Here is a 20,203-nt window from a genome sequence, read left to right on the forward strand (position 1 = left end):
GATGCGCTGAGCGGCTCAGGCTGTTCAGCGCACCCGAATCCCTTCAATGACCATACGCTGGACATTTTCCACCGTCTGCTGAAAGAATCCTTCATCACTGAGTGTCTGACCGGTTACCGCCTCAACCTGACTGGCAAAGTCAGCGTAGTGCTGGGTGGTGGCCCATAACATAAAGATCAGATGGTGCGGTTCCACCGCCGCCAGTTTCCCGGCCTTAATCCAGCTCTCAATCACCGCCGACTTTTCATCAACCAGCTCCCTGAGATCGCCTTCGAGCTCCCCTTTCAGCAACGGCGCACCCTGCAACATCTCCATGCAGAACAACCTTGAGGCCTGGGGATGATCGCGTGAAACCTCCAGCTTGAGACGGATATAGTCTCGTATCGCCTCCAGCGGCTGCTGATCGTTTCGCAGCGCCCGAAGTGGGGCCAGCCAGACATCAAGAATATTTTTGAGCACCGCAATATACAACGCTTCTTTCGAAGGAAAGTAATAGAGCAAATTGGTTTTTGATACATCCGCGCCCTCAGCCACTTTATCCAGACTGGTGCCGTGGACGCCATACTGTGAAAAAAGCTCAAGTGCGGCGTTCAGGATCGCGGTTCGCTTGGCGGCCACAGCCCGTGAACGCCGGGTTGGCGCCTTCACTGTCTTATCTGATGAATTCACCGTGACTCCATGATCCATGTGGGAGGCAGGGAGTATATCAAACCTTCCCGTACCGGCTTGTGCACTTTTATTGAACATGCCCGCCTGCTTTTTGTGCACATATTTTTTACCAAATGGTCTGTTTCAGACCATGCACTCCACATTATTTTAACACAAATTATTCAACTATATGAATATCAACCTTTTTTTGTTTCCTGGCACAGCCCTTGCAATTATACCTTTGAGCGCCGCCCTTAAGGGACTCGCAGGATGCACCGCAGCGCGGGAATGATAACCCTGTCAGACATTAAGGTATCCCTATGAAAATTGGTGTATTTATCCCGATCGGCAACAACGGCTGGCTGATTTCCACCCACGCCCCTCAGTACATGCCAACCTTTGAGCTGAACAAAGCTATCGTGCTGAAGGCCGAGCATTATCACTTCGATTTTGCCCTGTCGATGATTAAGCTGCGCGGCTTTGGCGGTAAAACTGAATTCTGGGACCATAACCTGGAATCTTTCACTCTGATGGCCGGTCTGGCTGCCGTCACCTCACGCATTGAAATTTATGCCACCGCCGCCACCCTCACGCTTCCCCCGGCGATTGTTGCCCGCATGGCCTCGACGGTGGACTCCATTTCTGGCGGCCGCTTCGGTGTAAACCTCGTTACCGGCTGGCAGAAGCCTGAGTATGACCAGATGGGAATGTGGCCTGGCGATGACTACTTCTCCCGCCGCTACGACTACCTGACTGAATATGTCACCGTGCTGCGCGATCTGTGGGGCACGGGCAAGTCCGATCTGAAAGGCGAGTTCTTTACCATGAACGATTGCCGGCTCAGCCCGCAGCCGCAACAGCCAATGAAGGTCATTTGCGCCGGGCAAAGTGATGCCGGGATGGCCTTCTCAGCAAAACACGCGGATTACAACTTCTGCTTTGGTAAGGGCGTGAACACACCAACCGCTTTCGCACCAACTGCCACAAGGATGAAAAAAGCCGCCGAAGAGGCCGGGCGTGATGTTGGTTCATACGTGCTGTTTATGATCATTGCCGATGAAACCGACGAGGCAGCCCGCGCTAAATGGGAGCATTACAAAGAGGGGGCGGACGACGAAGCATTAGCCTGGCTGACCACGCAAAGCCAGCAGGATAAACGTTCCGGCAGCGATACCAATGTGCGTCAGATGGCCGATCCCACCTCGGCAGTGAATATCAATATGGGCACGCTGGTTGGTTCTTACGCTAACGTTGCCCGGATGCTGGATGAAGTCGACACGGTCGAAGGGACTCATGGCGTACTGCTGACTTTTGATGATTTCCTGCAGGGAATTGAAAACTTCGGCGAGCGCATCCAGCCGCTGATGAAGTGCCGTATTGATACCATTGAAGCCGCGAAGGAGGTTGCCTGATGAACAGCAGAGAAACCGTAGTGTGCACCACCGCATCCAGCAAAAACAACGTAACCCTTAGCGCCCGCCCGGAGGCCATAGCCTTCCCGCCAGAGCAGACAGCCCTGATCGTGGTGGATATGCAGAATGCCTATGCCACCACCGGAGGTTACCTGGACCTGGCCGGATTTGACGTTTCAGCCACCCTTCCGGTGATCGATAAAATCAATATCGCGGTGAAGGCTGCACGCGAAGCGGGGATCCAGATCATCTGGTTCCAGAACGGCTGGGACGACCAGTACGTTGAGGCAGGCGGCCCTGGCTCACCAAACTGGCGCAAATCAAACGCGCTGAAAACCATGCGCGCCCGGCCTGAACTGGAAGGCAAGCTGCTCTCCAAAGGCGGCTGGGATTATGACCTCGTTGACCAGCTTCAGCCGCAACCAGGGGATATTGTGTTGCCGAAACCCCGCTACAGCGGTTTTTTTAATACCCCACTCGACAGCATGTTACGCAGCCGTGGCATCCGCCACCTGATTTTTACCGGTATCGCCACCAATGTCTGTGTGGAGTCCACCCTGCGTGACGGGTTCTTCCTGGAATATTTTGGCATCGTGCTGGAAGACGCCACCTATCAGGCTGGCCCAGCCTTTGCCCAACAGGCGGCGATTTTTAATATTGAAACCTTCTTCGGCTGGGTATCAGACGTGACAACGTTCTGCACTGCCCTGCAAATGGAAAGCGCCACGCTGCAACAAACGGCATAAAAACTGCCTGTCTGACTGGAGAGAATCCGATGCCAAAAACAATTATTACCCCGCCGGGCACCAGCATTCCCATTGCGCCTTTTGTTCCGGGCACGCTGGCTGATGGGGTGGTTTATGTCTCCGGCACACTGCCATTTGATAAAGACAATAACGTGGTGCACGTCGGTGACGCCGCCGCCCAGACCCGCCACGTGCTGGAAACGATCAAAAGCGTGATTGAGACAGCCGGTGGCACGATGGATGACGTCACATTTAACTCGGTCTTTCTGACTGACTGGAGCAATTACGCCGCCGTGAACTCGGTCTATGCCGACTATTTTCCCGGTGATAAACCAGCCCGGTTCTGCATTCAGTGCGGCCTGGTGAAGCCAGACGCGCTGATTGAGATTGCCACCGTCGCGCATATCGGCAAGTAACGGAGAACAGTATGCACATTGAACTGTCAGGCTTGCAGCATCCGGAGGCCATAACGCTGGTTCTCTCCGCCGGATTAGGTGGTTCGGCCTCTTTCTGGTTGCCGCAGATCAACGAGCTGCGCAATCAGTATCGCGTGGTGGTTTATGACCAGCGCGGAACCGGGCGTAGCCCTGATGCCCTGCCTGAGGGTTACAGCATGTGTGATATGGCTGCTGAACTGGCGGCTGCGATGGCAGAACTTGGTATCGAACAGTATACGGTCGTGGGCCATGCGTTGGGCGGAATGGTGGCGATGCAGATGGCGCTGGATTTTCCCGACAGGGTGACCGGGCTGGTGATTGTTAACGGCTGGTTGCGCCTGAACGCCCATACCCGCCGTTGCTTCACCGTGCGTCAGGAGCTGCTGCTCAACGTGGGGATCGAAGCCTATGTACGGGCACAGCCGCTGTTTCTCTATCCGGCCGACTGGCTTGCCGAAAATCAGGCGCGGATTGAGGCGGAAGACGCCCTGCATACCGCTCACTTCCAGGGAATGGAGAATTTGCTGCGTCGCCTGCATGCGCTGATGCAGTGTGATTTTACGCCGCAGGCAGGCGATATCACCCAGCCGGTGCTGCTGGTCTGCTCGCAGGATGATTTGCTGGTTCCCTGGACCTGTTCGGAAACGCTGTATGACGCGCTGCCCAATTCAACCCTGAAAAAAATGGTCTGGGGCGGGCACGCGATGAGCGTGACGGACAGCAGCACTTTTAACCGGATTTTACTGTCCTGGCTGGCTGAGACTCAGCCAGCCATCCCCAACCGGAGTCGTTATGACAGCCGTCCTGAACATCCTGGTGTCAGAAACCCTGTATAACGCCCCACGCACCCCTGACGGCTGGTGGGATCTTTCCGTTACCGATGCCTGTTCACTGGAGTAAGGAGAAGACGATGGCCAGTTCCTGGTTTCCCCAATGGCGTAAAAAGACCGCGTCAGCGCAGGGCATAGTAGCACCTGACGAAACGTTACCGCTGGGTCAGACAATGGTTATGGGGCTGCAGCACGCAGTGGCAATGTTTGGTGCCACAGTGCTGATGCCGTTATTGATGGGTCTCGATCCTAATCTTTCGATCCTGATGTCCGGGATCGGTACGCTGCTGTTTTTTGTCATTACTGGCGGGCGCGTCCCCAGTTATCTCGGTTCCAGCGCGGCTTTTGTTGGCGTGGTGATAGCAGTAACCGGTTTTAACGGTCAGGGGCTGAACCCACATCTCAACGTGGCGCTGGGCGGGATTATTGCCTGTGGCCTGGTGTACACCATGATTGGCTTAGTGGTGATGAAGGCAGGCACCCGCTGGATTGAAAAGCTGATGCCGCCAGCGGTGACCGGCGCAGTTGTCATGGCGATTGGCCTGAATCTCGCCCCGATTGCGGTGCATGGCGTATCCGGCTCGGTGTTTGACAGCTGGATAGCGGTGATGACTGTGGTCTGTATTGGGCTGGTCGCCGTGTTTACTCGCGGAATGGTGCAACGTCTGCTGATCCTCATCGGCCTGATCGCCGCCTGCGCAATCTATGCCCTGCTGACCAACGGCCTCGGTCTGGGCAAACCCGTTGATTTGAACCTGATCTCTCAGGCTGCGTGGTTCGGCCTGCCGACCGCCACCAGCCCGATTTTCGACAGTCATGCAATGTTTATGATGGCTCCGGTGGCAGTCATTCTGGTAGCCGAAAACCTCGGCCATATTAAAGCCGTGGCGGGAATGACCGGCAGGACTCTCGACCCTTATATGGGACGCGCCTTTGTCGGCGACGGCCTGGCCACCATGTTGTCGGGAGGGTTCGGTGGCAGCGGCGTGACCACCTATGCCGAGAATATCGGCGTGATGGCGGTCACCAAAGTTTACTCCACGCTGGCATTTGTGGCGGCGGCAGCCATCGCCATTCTACTGGGCTTTTCGCCTAAATTTGGTGCGCTAATCCATACCATTCCCGGCCCGGTGATTGGCGGTGCCTCCATCGTGGTCTTCGGACTGATTGCAGTGGCGGGCGCTCGTATCTGGGTACAGAACAACGTGGACCTGGGGCAAAACAGTAATCTGATTATGGTGGCAGTTACTCTGGTACTGGGCGCCGGGGACTTTGCACTGAAGATCGGCAGTTTCACCATGGGCGGGATCGGTACGGCGACGTTTGGCGCGATTATTCTTAATGCCATTCTCACCCATCGTCGGGCAACCGCTCTGGCGGGCAGCAAGATCCGTCAGGACAGTTAACCCGCACCGGCTTCATCAGGCGAAGGGATCTCCTTCGCTTTTTTTTTCCTTTTAAGCTTAAGCTCGCTGACCAGTACCCCTGCCACAATCAGCGCCCCGCCAATTAACGCCAGCCCCGGTAAGCGCTCCCCGGCCAGACGGCCGACGATACCTGCCCAGACCGGCTCTCCGGCGTAGATGACCGTGGCGCGGGTGGGCGAAACGCTGCGCTGCGCCCAGTTCATCGTCACCTGAATCACCGCGCTGGCAATGCCCAGGCCCATCGCGCTGAACAGCAGATAAGGTGAAAATGGCGGCACGGACTCCCCATTGGGAACCATCAGCAGAAACGCCACAAGAGATGCCACCGCGAGCTGAACAATGGTCACTCGTTTCACATCCACTTTCCCGGCGCTGGCACCAATCAGGATGATTTCTGCGGCAATCGCCAGCGTGCTGACCAGCGTGGCTATCTCTCCGGCGTTAAAAGCCAGAGTATCGCCATCAGGCCCGGCGATCAGCATCAGACCGGCAAAAGCCAGCCCCACGCCAATCCACGACATCAGCCCTGGCAGACGGCCGAGAAAAAGCCATTGCAGCAGCGGCACCAGTGGGACGTACAGGGCGGTGATAAAAGCGGATTTACTGCTGGAAATGGTCTGCATCCCGTAAGTTTGCAAACCATAACCACAGGCGATGGCAATGCCGATCAGGGTTCCGGCTTTGATTTCAGCCCAGTTCAGTCCACTCAGTGAGCGCCATGAAATCACGCCCAGCATCAGCGCCGCCATGGCAAAACGACTCCCCACGAAGAAGAAAGGCCCACTAACCGTCATTGCATGGTGAACAGCCAGGAAAGTGCCACCCCAGACCATGGTGATCAACACCAGAACCAGTTCCTGGGCATTAAAGGCGAATTTATAGCGGGAGAAGAAGGAGGACATAGCAGGCCCGAATCAAAATTTGGTGCCAGTTTGCAGGGAGAGGCTGCCGGGGTCAACTCAGAGATGACCGCCGGGACAATCCCGGCGGTTCAGGGACGAACTCACCAGTCAGTCAGTTTTAGCCCGACTGCCACGGCTGTTGCGTCCTCCCTTTTCACCAGCCTGCGAGGCACGCTGAGGGTCATTTTTAAAATTCCCTCCGCTGGCTTTACCGCCTTTGCGGCCTGCTTCTGATGCTCTTTTACGGTCTTCAGCGAAATTTCCAGATCCACCACGATGTTCTGCCATTTCTTACCTCCGAATAGTTAAGCCATCATACTGCATTAACGCGGTAGCCAGCGGCTTACCACCGCGACTTTATTGGGACACTTAGCCCCCTGTCGCGTTATTAAGCATAGATTATCAGCTGGTGAGCGGGAGTGATTTCTGAAAAACGTGAACGGCCCCGGTCTTTTTGGGGCTGAAATGCCTGAGAAGCTTCATTATCAATATTAATGTATCAACCAGTAAAAAAAGCCGTCACCGGCGCTTTTTTAGCAACAATAATGCCTCTGCCAGGCAGCCTGAGCCAGCCTCAACTATACTCAGAAGGCTGGCTGCGAACGCCAGTCTGCAGCCGGTTTTTTCAGACGAAAACCAGTAAACCCAATCAGGGAGTGACAGATGGCTAAGATTTTAGTGCTTTACTATTCCATGTACGGACACATAGAGACCATGGCGAATGCGGTTGCCGAAGGGGCAAAGCGCGTCAGTGGTGCCGAGGTTACCATCAAGCGCGTGCCGGAAACGATGGACGCAGAACGCTTCGCTCAGGTCGGCGGTAAAACCGCTCAGGCAGCAGCGGTTGCCACGCCGGATGAGTTAGCCCAGTACGATGCTATTTTGCTGGGTACCCCAACCCGCTTCGGCAACATGGCCGGGCAGATGCGTAATTTCCTGGATCGTACTGGCGGTCTGTGGGCTTCGGGTGCGCTATACGGCAAGCTGGCGAGCGTATTCTCCTCGACCGGTACCGGCGGCGGACAGGAGCAGACTATCACCTCAACCTGGACCACTCTGGCCCACCACGGCATGGTCATCGTGCCAATTGGTTATGGCACCAAAGAATTATTTGATATCTCGCAGGTGCGCGGTGGAACGCCTTACGGTGCCACCACCATTGCGGGTGGCGACGGATCGCGTCAACCCAGTGAAGAAGAGCTGAATATCGCCCGTTATCAGGGTGAGTATGTCGCCGGGCTGGCGGTCAGACTGAACGGATAATCTCAACTTACAGGAGACCATTATGGCAACTCAACAATCTAAAGCACATCACGTGGGAGAATGGGCCAGCCTGCGAGCCACCTCCCCCGAAATCGCTGAAGCCATATTTGAAGTGGCGAATTACGACGAGAGACTGGCTGAAGGTATCTGGGAGCAACAAGGCAGCGATGAAGTTTTACTGCGGGCCTTCGACAAAACCGATAAAGATGTGCTGACCTGGGACAACAAAGTTGTCGAGCGAAAAAACGTCTAGCAGGCGAATTCAGTAAATCGGGCGGAAATTTCCGCCCTTTTTGTTGTTTAAAGTCCTTAAAACTGCATTTCTCGCCAAACTGATAACGTTGTGAAACCAGCAGTTTGTCTACTACGCTTTAACCACGTTCATCGCCTGACTGCCAGGCAGATTACCCGAAAAGGAGAGCCGTATGTCTTATCAGACAATCAATCCCGCCACGAATAAGCTGATTAAATCCTGGACCAATCATAACGATCAGCAGGTTGAGCAGGCACTGACTCTCGCTGATAATCTCTACCATTCCAACTGGTCGAAAGGCCCGATTCAGCCGCGTGTGCAGGTGCTTAAAAAGCTGGCGGATCTGATTGACGGTCGCGTGGAAGAGCTGGCGAAAGCCGCCAGTGTGGAAATGGGTAAACTGATTAACCAGAGCCGGGGCGAAGTGAAAATCTGTTCACAGATTGCCCGCTACTATGCTGAAAATGCCGAACGTTTTCTGGCACCCACCCCTTACCCCAGCGAGCTGGGTGAAGCCTGGGTCGAGAATCACCCTATCGGTGTGCTGGTTGCCGTCGAACCGTGGAACTTTCCGTTCTATCAGCTGATGCGCGTTCTGGCCCCTAACCTTGCGGCCGGTAACCCCGTACTGGCAAAACATGCCGCTAACGTGCCTCACTGCGCCACGCTCTTCGAAGAACTGGTGACCGAGGCCGGGGCACCTGAAGGAGCCTGGACCAATCTGTTTATCAGCAACGAACAGGTAGCTTCGCTGATTGCCGACGACCGGGTTCAGGGGGCTGCGCTGACAGGTTCTGAACGAGCCGGTAGCGCAGTCGCCCAACAGGCCGGTAAATACCTGAAGAAAACCACCCTCGAACTCGGCGGCAACGACGTATTTGTGGTGTTGGATGACAGCGATCTGGATAAAGCCGTTAAGGCTGGCGTTGGCGCGCGCCTGAGTAACTGCGGCCAGGTCTGCACCGCTGCCAAACGCTTTATCGTGCACGAAAAAGTGGCCGACGCCTTCCTGGAGAAATTCACCCAGGCGTTTCGTGAAGTGAAGATTGGCGATCCGCTGATCGAGAGCACCACGCTCGGCCCGCTCTCCTCCTCCTCAGCCCGCGATACGTTGGTGAAACAGGTTGAGAATGCCGTGGCTAAAGGCGCGAAACTGCATATTGGTGGCAAAGTGGTAGAAGGCGAAGGCTGCTTCTACCAGCCGACCATTCTGTCGGGCATTACCCGTGATAACCCGGCTTACTTCGAAGAGTTTTTCGGCCCGGTAGCACAGGTTTACGTGGTCAAAAATGATGATGAGGTGGTGAAACTGGCCAATGACTCACATTATGGCCTCGGCGGCGCTGTCTTTACCCGCGATATTGAGCGCGGCAAGAAACTCGCTTCGCGCATTGAAACCGGCATGGTTTATATCAACTCAGCCAGCGACACCTCAGCGGAGCTGCCCTTTGGTGGCGTGAAACGTTCCGGCTATGGCCGCGAGCTTTCCGATCTGGGGATCAAAGAGTTTGTGAACCAGAAACTGGTGGTGGTCAGCACCAGCTAAGCCTCCAGTAAAAAAGAAGCGGAGCATTCAGCTCCGCTTTTTTTATGTCATGGCGTGGGCGCATGGTTGGCAGGTTCCGTCTCCTGCCCCAGCACATGCGCATAGTCGCTTTGCCAGAGTTGGAGAAACAGCCGATCCAGCTGTGACTGCCATCCAGCGTCATCACTTTACTGTGCAACACCCGGACGTAAGGAATCGGCCCGCTGCTGGCCTCAGGAAAATGCACATACCTGACGCTGTGGATTAACAATCCCGTTTCATAAATATGTTCCAGCGAGCACCAGTTCCAGTGTGCTTTGATCATAGTAAGGCTGAATTTTCAGCGGTGCCTGCTTACTGAGCTGCCAAATCCCCAGCACCACCACCAGTACCGGCAGCCAGCTCAGCAGATGACAGATGCCAAAGAGCAGGAACATATCAGCGCTTGCGGATGGCAATGGATATGGAGAAGAAACTTCCCTGGCGCAATCTGTTCATCACTTCCACCAGGCGCCCCACTGGCACACCCTTGTCATTGTTAACAATGATGGTGATCTTTTCATCGCCTTTTTGTTGCTGGCGTAAACGCTCAACCAGCGAAGTCAGCGGCAGATCTTTCCCGTCGAGTTGCAGAACGTTCTCTACGCCAGGCGTCCGGATGACCTTCTGCTGAGGCTTCAGTTCCTGGGTCGTTCTGTCAGCGATCGCTGGAAATACAGCAACCTGCAGAACTTTGCGAGGATTTTTGATTACTATTCCGATTCATCCAGGGTAGCCAGGAGGGAATATTCTGCTGAAAGCGGCGGTTTTCCAGGAGGCAAAGTAAAAAAACCGCTCCCGGGCAGGAGCGGTTAGTTTTGTTCAGCAATTGCTGTCAGGGTGATTTTCTTTAGCCGTTAGAGGCCGGAGTTTTATCCGCATCGCCGGTAGCATTTGCGCCCTGTGGTTTCTCTGCCTGCGGTGCATTGTTTTTGCTCTCTGCTGTCTCTTTCTCAGCTTTATCTTTAGCTGCCTTCTCTTTGGCTGCCTGGTCAGCAGCGGCTTTGTCGGCGGCGGCCTTCTCTTTTGCGGCTTTATCCGCTGCTGCTTTATCTTCAGCGGCCTTATCGGCCGAAGCCTTCGCCTGCGCAGCTTTGTCGGCAGCAGCCTGATCGGCAGCGGCCTTATCAGCAGCCACTTTGTCTGCTGGTTTGCCGCCAGCAGCGGCCGGTGCTGGAGCCGTGGCCTCAGGTGCTGGCGCTGGTGCGGCAGCTTCAGGCTGGGCAACAGCCATCGGCGTTCCCTGGATCGCCTTGTTCAGTACCTGAGTAAACTGATCCCAAGGGCAGAAGCCGTTAGCATCAGTCTTACAGCCGTTCATTTCCAGCATCACTCGCTTCGGTGGCGTAGCCAGTGACAGCGGCGTTGCGTTACGCAGCTGATCGGCACTCTGGTAAACGTATTCCACCTTCACCAGTTCCTGATTGTTTTTCTTGTCGTGCCAGCGCTGGAACTGAATCATCCCGCCAATCGGCGTGCGCTCATTCTGCTCTGGCAGCGTGTAAGGTTTGAAATCCAGCGCGGTCAGCAGCGACGCAATATTTGAGTCATGTCCCACCATCAGCGTCACTTTCGGCGCATTGGCTTTATCTTCATCGACCAGCATGCTGCGGATATAGTCCACCAGCGGAGCGGCCACGTCACGTGCCACGTCCGGAGAAGTAAACAGCGTGTCTTGATAGGCATTTTTGATTGCTGACAGCTCTTTCCACTGCTCAGGCGTTTTGATTTGTCCCCAGGCGACCTGATCCAGCGGCATCCCTTCGTAATATTGCAGGGTGAAAGCATCCACCAGCGAGTTACCCACCTTCAGCGGGCCGGACACGCCGGGCTCTTTGCCATTATCTGCAGAGAATTTGTTCTGATTGTCGCTGGAGAGATCGCACTCTTTCTTGCCATTACAGGCCGGAGAATTCTTGTAATCGATGATTTTTTCCAGACGCTGGAAAGCCGGCTTCAGCGTCAGCTTCTCGCCCGCGCTGTTCATTGCGGTCAGCGCCTGCTTGTTAAATGCTTCGCTGCCGTCGGTGATCACCGGATTGAACACCGGGTCCATGGCACCCATTTCATCCTGATGGGAAACTGGAATATCACAGCCCGGGAACGCACCGGTAATAAAGTACTGCGCGGTGGCAACGGTACGCTGCAGGCTGTTTGCATAGGCATAGATGTCATCGCTGGCCGGACATTCGCCCTCTTTCACCAGGCCCTGCTGTGCCAGCCATTCACGGGTATAGTGACCCATGTAGACTTCCAGTATTCCTCCCTTGGTCGTCAGCTGTCCTCCCGGCACATCCCATTGCGGCCAGGCTTTTTTAGTGGACTGAGCCAGCGCGCTACCATTGTCGGCCAGCGGCGCACGAAGGTTATGACGACTCATCATTAACACTTGTTCAAGCTGATAATTGTCATCGGCCGCATAAGCTGAAATTCCACTCACTGCTGAGCAGACCGCTAACGCGCAGAGACTAAACTTTTTAATCATGTGTTTTTTCCATTGATTCAAGGGTAAATCACCCGGCCGGGAAAAGGCGATGCAGCTGGCAAAATTTCATAACAGCGCAGATGATACTCGCCACAATGCTCCAGGGAAAAGGGCCGGACAGGGCCTTATCATTCGTGTTGACAATATAGCAGACTATCGCTTTTGCGGTTCAGACGCATCAGGAGATTGAAAAGAAACAAGATGTTTTTTGGAATACTCTGATCGATTGTCAGAAGAAGACGCCTGAACCTGAAGAGGAAAGTCAGAAAGCAAAACGGGCCAGCCTGAGCTGACCCGTTGAATTTGATGGTGGAGGAGGAGAGATTCGAACTCTCGAACGGTTTCCCGTCGCCGGTTTTCAAGACCGGTGCCTTCAGCCACTCGGCCACCCCTCCGCAATGAGGCGCACTATAAACATCCTCCCTGGCGATGTAAAGTGGGTTTTGATTCAACTGCCGTAAAAACAGCCGATCGCCGCTTATTTGTCGTTATATTCACCATCCCGTTCACAGAAACAGCAGGTTATCGCGTAAAGAAGGGTAAAACGCCTTCCCCCGTTTCGGTGGGATCCCTATTCTCACTGTTAATTTGGTGACCCTGAGAGGCCTTTTTTATGGATCGCATCGTAACAAGCGCACGGCAAAGTTCGTTAATTTCCACCCACAAGGTTCTGCGTAATACCTATTTCCTGCTGGGGTTAACGCTGGCCTTCTCCGCTGTAACCGCGACGCTGAGTACCGTCTTCGCCCTGCCGGCTCCGGGATTTATCCTGATGCTGGTCGGTTTTTATGGTCTGATGTTCCTGACCTATCGCCTGGCTGACAGCCCGACCGGCATTCTGGCCGCGTTCGCCTTTACCGGTTTCCTGGGTTATTGCCTGGGTCCTATTCTCAACAGCCTGCTCTCTGCAGGGATGGGAGATGTGATCGGCCTTGCGCTGGGCGGTACCGCATTGGTGTTCTTCTGCTGTTCGGCCTATGTACTGACTACCCGTAAGGATATGTCTTTCCTGGGCGGGATGATGATGGCAGGTTTTGTGGTGCTGCTGGTCGCCGTGGTGGCCAATATGTTCCTGCAGATCCCGGCCCTGCATCTGGCAATCAGCGTGATGTTCGTCCTGTTCTCCTCGGGAGCAATCCTGTGGGAAACCAGCAACATCATCCACGGCGGCGAGACTAACTACATCCGCGCCACCGTCAGCCTGTATGTCTCTATCTATAATATCTTCGTCAGCCTGCTGAGCATCCTGGGGATGTCATCACGCAGTAACTGATTGCAGGGCCTCTAAATGAAAGCCCCGCATTGCGGGGCTTTTTTTTGCCTGACGGAAAATTGCCGACGTGCCAGCCAGAGGTAAATTTTGCTAAACTGCAGCCCATTATTGAAGAGTGAGGCAATACGGTGCTGTTCGAAGGTAAAGAGATTGAGCGCGATGCGCAGGGCTATCTGAAGTCAACCGCTGACTGGAGTGAGAGCATCGCCCCGCTGCTGGCCGAAGAGGAAGACATCACGCTGAGTGAAGCACACTGGGAAGTGGTGCATTTTGTGCGTGAATTTTACCTTGAATTCAATACCTCTCCAGCCGTGCGCATGCTGGTGAAAGCCATGGCAAAGAAATATGGCGAAGAGAAAGGCAACAGCCGCTATCTGTTCCGCCTGTTTCCCAAAGGGCCAGCCAAACAGGCCACCAAAATAGCTGGCCTGCCCAAACCGGCAAAATGCCTGTAACCATCACATCCCGTAGTTATCTGCCCCTTGCCACTCAGCCTTACAACGGGCTGAAACGTGGCCCCGGGCGCTACCCCGTAGTAAAGCCCTTCGGCTCTTCCCGCGGCTGAAAAGGTTCGGCCAGCACTTTGTCCACTCTGGCACTGCGCGGCCCTCCCGCCTTCAGCCACTGCATCAGCGCTTCCACATCACTTTCCTCACCGTATGCCAGCACCTCCACGCTGCCGTCATGCAGATTACGGGCATACCCTTTCAGCCCTCGCGCCTTAGCTTCGTGTTGGGTGCTGTAACGAAAGCCCACGCCCTGAACCAGACCGTGAACCCAGGCTCGGGTACAGATAGTTGCCATTTTTCCCCTCCTGCAGAGACGCAGATTGCAATTTTGCGGCGGTCACCGGACAATGACGCCTGATTTTCTGACTGTAAGCATAGCAAATATGACTGTTCGTTTGATTCTTGCCAAAGGGCGTGAGAAGTCTCTGCTCCGCCGCCATCCCTGGGTCTTTTCCGGTGCCGTTGCCCGGATGGAAGGAAAAGCCCGGTCGGGTGAAACCATTGACGTCTGCGACAGCTTTGGTAACTGGCTGGCGCGTGCCGCCTGGTCCCCGGAGTCCCAAATCCGCGCCCGCGTCTGGAGCTGGCAGCAGGATGAGTCCATTGATATCGACTTTTTCGTCAGACGCCTGCAGGCGGCACAGCAGCTGCGCGACTGGCTGGTCCAGCGTGACGATTTAGACAGCTACCGCCTGATTGCCGGAGAATCTGACGGCCTGCCGGGGATCACCATTGACCGCTTCGGCAACTTCCTGGTGCTGCAACTGCTCTCTGCAGGCGCGGAATTTCAGCGTGCGACCCTGATTACCGCCCTGCAGCAATGCTTTCCGGAATGCGCCATTTACGATCGCTCCGACGTAGCCGTGCGTAAAAAAGAAGGCCTTGAGTTAACACAAGGCGTGGTGCTGGGTGAAACACCGCCGGAACTGCTGCCGATCACCGAACACGGCATGAAGTTGCTGGTAGATATTCAGACCGGCCATAAAACCGGTTACTACCTTGATCAGCGTGACAGCCGTCTTGCCACCCGCCGCTACGCAACAGGTGGCCGGGTGCTGAACTGCTTCTCCTACACCGGTGGCTTTGCGGTTTCGGCCCTGATGGGTAACTGTAAGCAGGTGATCAGCGTGGATACTTCGCAGGCGGCACTGGATATCGCCCGGCAGAACGTCGAGCTGAACGGGCTGGATGTGTCAAAAGCTGAATTCCTGCGAGACGATGTCTTTAAACTGCTACGCCGCTATCGTGATAACGGAGAGAAGTTCGATCTCATCGTAATGGATCCGCCGAAATTCGTTGAAAACAAAAATCAACTGACCGGTGCGTGCAGAGGCTATAAAGACATTAATATGCTGGCGATGCAGCTGCTCAATCCTGGTGGGATGCTGCTGACGTTCTCCTGTTCCGGCCTGATGCCAACGGATTTATTCCAGAAAATCATCGCGGATGCCGCACTTGATGCACAGCGTGATGTACAATTTATAGAGCAGTTCCGGCAGGCCGCCGATCACCCGGTGATCGCCAGCTACCCGGAAGGTATGTACCTGAAAGGTTTTGCCTGCCGCGTTCTGTGACTTGAAAACCCTTTCCCTGCCCCCATTTTGGTAGCAGGGCAAAGTTTCTCAGGAGGTCACGATGATTGCCAGCAAGTTTGGACTCGGCCAACAGGTGCGGCATAAGCTGCTCGGTTTTCTTGGCGTGGTGGTAGATGTTGATCCGGAATACTCATTAGACGATCCGGATGTCGAAGAAGCAGCCGGTAGCGAATCGTTTAGGTCTGCTCCCTGGTATCATGTCGTGATGGAAGATGAAGACGGCGATACGGTGCATACCTATCTGGCAGAAGCCCAACTTTCGTGGGAATTACCGGGCGACCACCCGGAACAGCCTTCGATGGACGAGCTGGCCGCCTCGATTCGCGAACAGCTTCAGGCACCGCGCCTGAGAAATTAGTAAAAAACCCCGCCAATGCGGGGTTTTTTTAGTTCTTTTGCAGCCCAAGCCGCGGAATTTCAATCTTAGGACAGCGATCCATCACCACGGTCAACCCGGCTTCTCCAGCCAGAACGGCCGCCTGTTCGTTAATTACTCCAAGTTGCAGCCATAAAGATTTCGCACCGATGGCAATTGCCTCCTGTGCCACACCATATGCAGCCTCAGCATTGCGGAAAACGTCCACCATATCCACTGGCTCCGGAATCGCCTCCAGAGTCGCATACACCTGCTGCCCCAGCAGCGTCTGCCCGGCCAGTTTTGGGCTGACTGGCGTCACTTTATAGCCCTGCTCAAGCAGGTACGCCATCACGCCATAGCTGGCCCGGGCGGGTTTTTCACTGGCTCCCACCAGAGCAATATGGCGGGTTGATGTCAACACATCGGCAATTTTTTGATCTTGCACAGGCCTCTCCTTATCAGTCAGATACCCTATTTTAAACGCTGGCAGAACAACTGGAAAATAACCCGGCGACAATCAGGGAGAATGCGGAGATATAGCACGAATAAATATGTTAAAATGTTAATATGCTGCCATACTGAAAGACTTTGATACATTCGGTATTTTTGCGTTCCCGTGCATCTGGAGAAAAAATGAAGCTGCGTCTGGTCATAACAGGACTGTTCACCCTGCTGGTTGCGGCCTCTGCTCAGGCAACCACCCTGAAACTGTCGCCTGATATTGACCTGTTAGTGCTGGATGGACGTAAAATTTCCGGCTCTTTACTGAAAGGTGCCGACGGGCTTGAACTCGATCGCGGTCAGCATCAGGTGCTATTTCGCGTGGAAAAAAACCTGAAAATCAGCCCGCAGATGGCCTCATCATGGGTTTCCACCCCGTTGATCGTCACCTTCAAAGCTCAGGCACAATCCATCACTATTACCCTTCCGGAACTGACCACTGCTCAGCAGGGTAAAATGTTTGACAAGCGTCCGGAATTTCAGCTCTACGATGAACATCATCAGCTGATTGAAAACCAGCAGGATCGCCTGTTAACCGTATCGGGTGAGAACTACGAACAGGCGATGGTGGCCTACAACATGAAAAGTAACGTCGCCTCAGTACCCCGCTTTGCCCAGCCTCATACTACCAGTAACTTACCGGCGGACATTAACGCGCTGGATTATGCCAGTGACGCAGCAAATGGAAGCCACTCCGGCAGTCGGGTACTGCAGCTGTGGTATCAGCAGGTTGACTCCGCCACACGTCAGCGACTGGTGATGTTGCTACGGGCGCTGCGTACCAGTTGATGTCTTTATGCCGTCAGCCTACACTCGGTACGTTTTACCTCACTGACCTAACCCTTATCTGACGCAGAACCAGGAAGCCGGAATGGATCAAACCACCCGTAAAATTCAGGAAAAAAAACATATCGCGCTGGTTGCGCATGACCACTGCAAAACATCGCTGATGCAGTGGGTGGAAACCCATAAAGAGGTGTTAAAAGCTCATACGCTGTATGCAACAGGTACCACAGGTAATCTGATCCAGCGAGCCACCGGACTGCCGGTAACCGCAATGTTGAGTGGTCCGATGGGCGGCGACCAGCAGGTGGGCGCACTGATTTCGGAAGGAAAAATTGATGTGCTGTTTTTCTTCTGGGATCCGCTGAATGCCGTCCCGCACGATCCGGATGTCAAAGCGTTGCTGCGTCTGGCGACCGTCTGGAATATTCCGGTTGCCACCAACCGTTCAACCGCTGATTTTATTATCCATTCGCCGATGTTTTCGCAGCCGGTGGACATTATCATCCCTGACTACCAGCGCTATTTGCAGGAGCGCCTGCAGTAATCTGACTGAGTGTGTTCCCTCACGCTCATGTTTTTTACGGCTTCCGCAGTACCGGCACGCCCATCCGCTTAAACTCCTCCACAAATACCGAAGGATTTTCAGGATCGAAAAGCATCCATACCTGCTGTTTCGCGCGGGTGATGGCCACATAGGCCAGCCGCCGCTCTTCCGCATCGGTAAAATCCTCCGGCTGCGGTAACAAAGCCTGTTCCATCACCGACTCTCTCGCCGCCGCCGGGAAACCGTCTTTGCCGTCCTGCAACCCCATTAACACCACGTAATCTGCCTGCTGCCCTTTACTGGCATGGATGGTCGCGAAATCGATTTTCAGTTTTGGCCAGCGCGTTTTGGCCTTATCCAGCAGCTCCGGACGCAAATGATGGTACCGGGACAGCAGCAGGATCCGTTCGTCAGCCGTTGCATAGCCGCTGATTTTGTTCAGCAAGGCTTCAAGCTGTGTTTCAGGCATCAGCGAAACGGATTTTTTATTTCCCTTGCTCAGGCTGTTGAGCGGTTTTTTTAACTGGTGCGGATTACTCTGCACAAACTTATTGGCAATTTCACCAATACGGTCGTTGAAACGATAGGTCGTATCCAGCACGCAACGGTCGCCTTCACCAAAATGGTGATGGAACGCCGTGGTCAGGCTCATTTCCGCGCCGCTGAAGCGGTAAATGGCCTGCCAGTCATCCCCTACCGCAAACAGCGAGGTTAGCTTATTTTGCCTTCTCAGCGCGGCCAGTAATGCCGCTCGCTGTGGCGAGATGTCCTGAAACTCATCCACCAGAATATGCTTCCAGGGCGTGATAAACCGGCCTTTATCCAGAATATTCACTGCCTGATGGATCAGCCCGGAGAAATCGACTGCCCCCTCTTCTTTCAACGCACTCTTCCACGCTTTCATCAACGGTGCCATCAATTTAACCCGTTTTGAAAACAGGTCACGAACGTCTTCCGGAGCGGATTCAATCATTGCCGCCTGAGCCCCGCCGTGCATGCGCATCAGCCCCAGCCAGCGTTCAAGGCGGCTTGCCAGACGGCCAGCCAGCCGGTCATCTTTCCAGTAATCACCTTCGTCCAGCGCCCACTCCAGTTCGTCATTGAGCCATTGACGCCAGCCGTTGGCGTGGGCTTTTTTCTCGCTGCATTGCTGCCGCCAGACGTCAATCAACAGCTTATGGCGTAGGGTGGTATCCGTTTCCAGTTTACTGATAGCAGGGGATTTGTTGCTGCCCTGCTGGATGATGTTAAGAGCCAGAGAGTGGAACGTACGGGCCTGAATACCCTCCGTATTCAGCCGTTCTTTGATGCGATCGTTCATCTCCTCTGCCGCCTGGCGACCAAATGCCAGCAGCAGGATCTGTTCCGGTGCCGCCTGTTTACGCATCAGCAACCAGCCAGCTCGTGCAACCAGCACCGATGTTTTACCGCTTCCTGCACCGGCCAGCACCAGCAATGCCTCTTCTCCGTTGACCACGGCTTTCGCCTGAGAAGGATTAAGAGGGGACGTTTCAACGGTATTGAAGAAGTCGGCATACTGTTTCAGCATTTTCTCCGACCACTGTGCATTGCGTTTCTGGCGCTGAGCGTCACTGTTATCCAGCCACTGCAGGCAAAAGTGATAAGCTTCCTGACAGTTATCAAATTCTTCCAGCCGCGGCACCGGCAAAGGCTGAGCTGCAAATGCTTCATGGATGGCTTTGCGCCAGCCTGCCATATCGCTGCGCTTCAGCCATTTATCCTGCTGTTCGAACTCGCGGATTTTCGCCACCTGCTCATCCAGCACCGTGGCGGTAACCGCGCTCATCTCTTCACTCCAGCTTTGCCAGGCCTGCTGCAGATAATGGAAGAAACGCTGGGTCTCCTGCCATTCCGTGCCGTGCAGGCGGACGACTTTCTCATCGGGCAGGGTAAATTCCAGCTCGCCCCAGACCAGGCCGCGCTTACATTTGATGGCTAAAAGTTGATTAAATGGAATAAGGTATTCATGCTTTTCCCCACTGACTTCGACGCCAGCGGACAGCAACCTCACCCGGTTATAGGGATGTTGCGCCAGATGCCTGCCCAGCGACGTTGCTTTCAGTTCCATTACCTTCCCCAGGTGCGATGATCATCAGGCAGTAGTTTAACTGGCGAGACTGTACCGCTCCAGCCTTAAAACGCGGTACAATCAACGAATTGACCTGTTCGTACAGCTGACCGCGAGGGAAACTATCCGATGCGTACTGTTTTAAACGTTCTGAATTTCGTTTTGGGTGGTTTTCTCACCACTTTTTCCTGGCTGGTGGCAACACTGGTCAGCATCATTTTTATCTTCACTTTGCCATTAACCCGCTCCTGCTGGGAGATCACTAAGCTTTCGCTGCTGCCTTACGGCAATGAAGCCATCCACGTCGATGAGCTTTATCCGGGCAAAAAAAATGCGCTGATGAATTCAGGCGGCACGCTGCTGAATATTTTATGGCTGATCTTTTTCGGCTGGTGGCTGTGCATCATGCACATCATGACCGGGATTGCCCAGTGCATTACCATCATTGGTATCCCCACCGGGATTGCGAACTTCAAAATTGCGGCGATTGCTCTGTGGCCGGTAGGTCGTCGCGTGGTCAGCGTTGAGGTGGCAAAAGCCGCTCGCGAAGCCAATGCCCGCGGCCGGTTTAGCTGAACCTG

At 54.5% G+C, this 20,203-nt stretch carries 24 protein-coding genes and 1 tRNA gene; 15 read left to right on the top strand and 10 right to left on the bottom strand.

Going from position 1 to position 20,203, the window contains the following annotated elements:
• Positions 1–24: 24 nt before the first annotated feature.
• A complete protein-coding gene (gene rutR / locus GSQ70_RS20490) occupies positions 25–687 on the bottom strand; it encodes an HTH-type transcriptional regulator RutR (protein WP_158784237.1) in 663 nt (220 codons plus the stop codon).
• A gap of 281 nt (positions 688–968) precedes the next feature.
• Between rutR and rutA the strand changes: the two genes are divergently transcribed.
• The 5 genes from rutA to rutG all read left to right on the top strand — a co-directional run bounded on the left by rutA (position 969) and on the right by rutG (position 5,479).
• Positions 969–2,060, top strand: coding sequence for a pyrimidine utilization protein A (rutA, locus tag GSQ70_RS20495; protein WP_158784238.1), 1,092 nt, complete (start codon positions 969–971; stop codon positions 2,058–2,060).
• Complete coding sequence (rutB, locus tag GSQ70_RS20500) at positions 2,060–2,806, top strand: pyrimidine utilization protein B (protein ID WP_158784239.1); 747 nt, start codon at positions 2,060–2,062, stop codon at positions 2,804–2,806. Before rutA ends, rutB begins: the two co-directional genes overlap by 1 nt.
• A 29-nt stretch (positions 2,807–2,835) precedes the next feature.
• Positions 2,836–3,222: a pyrimidine utilization protein C gene (rutC, locus tag GSQ70_RS20505; RefSeq protein ID WP_158784240.1), complete on the top strand. Its 387-nt coding sequence runs from the start codon at positions 2,836–2,838 to the stop codon at positions 3,220–3,222.
• 11 nt (positions 3,223–3,233) lie between these two features.
• On the top strand, positions 3,234–4,079 hold the full coding sequence (gene rutD, locus GSQ70_RS20510) for a pyrimidine utilization protein D (RefSeq protein ID WP_158784241.1): 846 nt from the start codon (positions 3,234–3,236) through the stop codon (positions 4,077–4,079).
• A gap of 74 nt (positions 4,080–4,153) precedes the next feature.
• Positions 4,154–5,479, top strand: a complete 1,326-nt coding sequence (gene rutG, locus GSQ70_RS20515) for a pyrimidine utilization transport protein G (protein WP_158784242.1) — start codon at positions 4,154–4,156, stop codon at positions 5,477–5,479.
• On the opposite strand, the gene GSQ70_RS20520 is transcribed toward rutG, so the two are convergent.
• Together GSQ70_RS20520 and GSQ70_RS20525 are read right to left on the bottom strand one after the other, a co-directional pair.
• Positions 5,476–6,402 carry a DMT family transporter gene (locus GSQ70_RS20520; protein WP_158784243.1) on the bottom strand — a complete coding sequence of 309 codons (927 nt, stop codon included), beginning with the start codon at positions 6,400–6,402 and terminating at the stop codon, positions 5,476–5,478. The two genes, rutG and GSQ70_RS20520, sit on opposite strands and share 4 nt — an antisense overlap.
• 108 nt (positions 6,403–6,510) lie before the next feature.
• Positions 6,511–6,690 (bottom strand): general stress protein, encoded by a 180-nt coding sequence (locus GSQ70_RS20525; RefSeq protein ID WP_158784244.1) that lies wholly within the window; start codon positions 6,688–6,690, stop codon positions 6,511–6,513.
• 375 nt (positions 6,691–7,065) lie between these two features.
• Here GSQ70_RS20525 and wrbA point away from each other — a divergent pair, with 375 nt between their 5' ends.
• The 3 genes from wrbA to GSQ70_RS20540 all read left to right on the top strand — a co-directional run bounded on the left by wrbA (position 7,066) and on the right by GSQ70_RS20540 (position 9,464).
• Complete coding sequence (gene wrbA, locus GSQ70_RS20530; RefSeq protein WP_158784245.1) at positions 7,066–7,665, top strand: NAD(P)H:quinone oxidoreductase; 600 nt, start codon at positions 7,066–7,068, stop codon at positions 7,663–7,665.
• Positions 7,666–7,687: 22 nt separating this feature from the next.
• Entirely contained in the window at positions 7,688–7,918 is a 231-nt protein-coding gene (locus GSQ70_RS20535; protein ID WP_158784246.1) for a YccJ family protein, read from the top strand.
• 172 nt (positions 7,919–8,090) lie between these two features.
• Complete coding sequence (locus tag GSQ70_RS20540) at positions 8,091–9,464, top strand: NAD-dependent succinate-semialdehyde dehydrogenase (protein WP_158784247.1); 1,374 nt, start codon at positions 8,091–8,093, stop codon at positions 9,462–9,464.
• A 257-nt stretch (positions 9,465–9,721) separates the two neighbouring features.
• Here the strand turns inward: GSQ70_RS20540 and GSQ70_RS20545 are convergent, their stop codons facing one another.
• The 4 genes from GSQ70_RS20545 to GSQ70_RS20560 form a co-directional block, all read right to left on the bottom strand.
• Complete coding sequence (locus tag GSQ70_RS20545) at positions 9,722–9,880, bottom strand: hypothetical protein (protein WP_158784248.1); 159 nt, start codon at positions 9,878–9,880, stop codon at positions 9,722–9,724.
• Between the two features lies 1 nt (position 9,881).
• A complete protein-coding gene (locus GSQ70_RS20550) occupies positions 9,882–10,205 on the bottom strand; it encodes a biopolymer transporter ExbD (RefSeq protein WP_158785401.1) in 324 nt (107 codons plus the stop codon).
• A 127-nt stretch (positions 10,206–10,332) separates the two neighbouring features.
• Positions 10,333–11,967 carry a bifunctional glucose-1-phosphatase/inositol phosphatase gene (gene agp / locus GSQ70_RS20555; protein WP_158784249.1) on the bottom strand — a complete coding sequence of 545 codons (1,635 nt, stop codon included), beginning with the start codon at positions 11,965–11,967 and terminating at the stop codon, positions 10,333–10,335.
• 307 nt (positions 11,968–12,274) lie between these two features.
• Positions 12,275–12,362: transfer RNA gene (locus GSQ70_RS20560), tRNA-Ser, on the bottom strand.
• Positions 12,363–12,580: 218 nt separating this feature from the next.
• Between GSQ70_RS20560 and yccA the strand changes: the two genes are divergently transcribed.
• Together yccA and tusE are read left to right on the top strand one after the other, a co-directional pair.
• Positions 12,581–13,240, top strand: coding sequence for an FtsH protease modulator YccA (gene yccA / locus GSQ70_RS20565; protein WP_158784250.1), 660 nt, complete (start codon positions 12,581–12,583; stop codon positions 13,238–13,240).
• A gap of 128 nt (positions 13,241–13,368) precedes the next feature.
• Positions 13,369–13,695: a sulfurtransferase TusE gene (gene tusE, locus GSQ70_RS20570; RefSeq protein WP_158784251.1), complete on the top strand. Its 327-nt coding sequence runs from the start codon at positions 13,369–13,371 to the stop codon at positions 13,693–13,695.
• A 70-nt stretch (positions 13,696–13,765) separates the two neighbouring features.
• On the opposite strand, the gene yccX is transcribed toward tusE, so the two are convergent.
• On the bottom strand, positions 13,766–14,044 hold the full coding sequence (gene yccX, locus GSQ70_RS20575) for an acylphosphatase (protein ID WP_158784252.1): 279 nt from the start codon (positions 14,042–14,044) through the stop codon (positions 13,766–13,768).
• Between the two features lie 88 nt (positions 14,045–14,132).
• On the opposite strand from yccX, the gene rlmI reads away from it, so the two are divergent.
• A complete protein-coding gene (rlmI, locus tag GSQ70_RS20580; protein ID WP_158784253.1) occupies positions 14,133–15,323 on the top strand; it encodes a 23S rRNA (cytosine(1962)-C(5))-methyltransferase RlmI in 1,191 nt (396 codons plus the stop codon).
• A 61-nt stretch (positions 15,324–15,384) separates the two neighbouring features.
• Positions 15,385–15,702, top strand: a complete 318-nt coding sequence (gene hspQ / locus GSQ70_RS20585; protein WP_158784254.1) for a heat shock protein HspQ — start codon at positions 15,385–15,387, stop codon at positions 15,700–15,702.
• A gap of 28 nt (positions 15,703–15,730) precedes the next feature.
• Here the strand turns inward: hspQ and GSQ70_RS20590 are convergent, their stop codons facing one another.
• A complete protein-coding gene (locus GSQ70_RS20590) occupies positions 15,731–16,147 on the bottom strand; it encodes a CoA-binding protein (protein WP_158784255.1) in 417 nt (138 codons plus the stop codon).
• A gap of 188 nt (positions 16,148–16,335) precedes the next feature.
• Here GSQ70_RS20590 and GSQ70_RS20595 point away from each other — a divergent pair, with 188 nt between their 5' ends.
• A complete protein-coding gene (locus GSQ70_RS20595) occupies positions 16,336–16,992 on the top strand; it encodes a DUF2057 family protein (protein WP_158784256.1) in 657 nt (218 codons plus the stop codon).
• An 82-nt stretch (positions 16,993–17,074) separates the two neighbouring features.
• Positions 17,075–17,533: a methylglyoxal synthase gene (locus GSQ70_RS20600; protein WP_158784257.1), complete on the top strand. Its 459-nt coding sequence runs from the start codon at positions 17,075–17,077 to the stop codon at positions 17,531–17,533.
• Positions 17,534–17,567: 34 nt separating this feature from the next.
• Here the strand turns inward: GSQ70_RS20600 and helD are convergent, their stop codons facing one another.
• A complete protein-coding gene (helD, locus tag GSQ70_RS20605) occupies positions 17,568–19,622 on the bottom strand; it encodes a DNA helicase IV (protein WP_158784258.1) in 2,055 nt (684 codons plus the stop codon).
• A 129-nt stretch (positions 19,623–19,751) separates the two neighbouring features.
• On the opposite strand from helD, the gene GSQ70_RS20610 reads away from it, so the two are divergent.
• The gene (locus GSQ70_RS20610) at positions 19,752–20,198 is read left to right on the top strand and encodes a YccF domain-containing protein (protein WP_158784259.1); all 447 of its coding nucleotides are present in this window, start codon (positions 19,752–19,754) and stop codon (positions 20,196–20,198) included.
• Positions 20,199–20,203 lie beyond the last annotated feature (5 nt).

This window comes from Pantoea sp. BAV 3049 (assembly GCF_009765445.1).
Classification (GTDB): Bacteria; Pseudomonadota; Gammaproteobacteria; order Enterobacterales; family Enterobacteriaceae; genus Erwinia.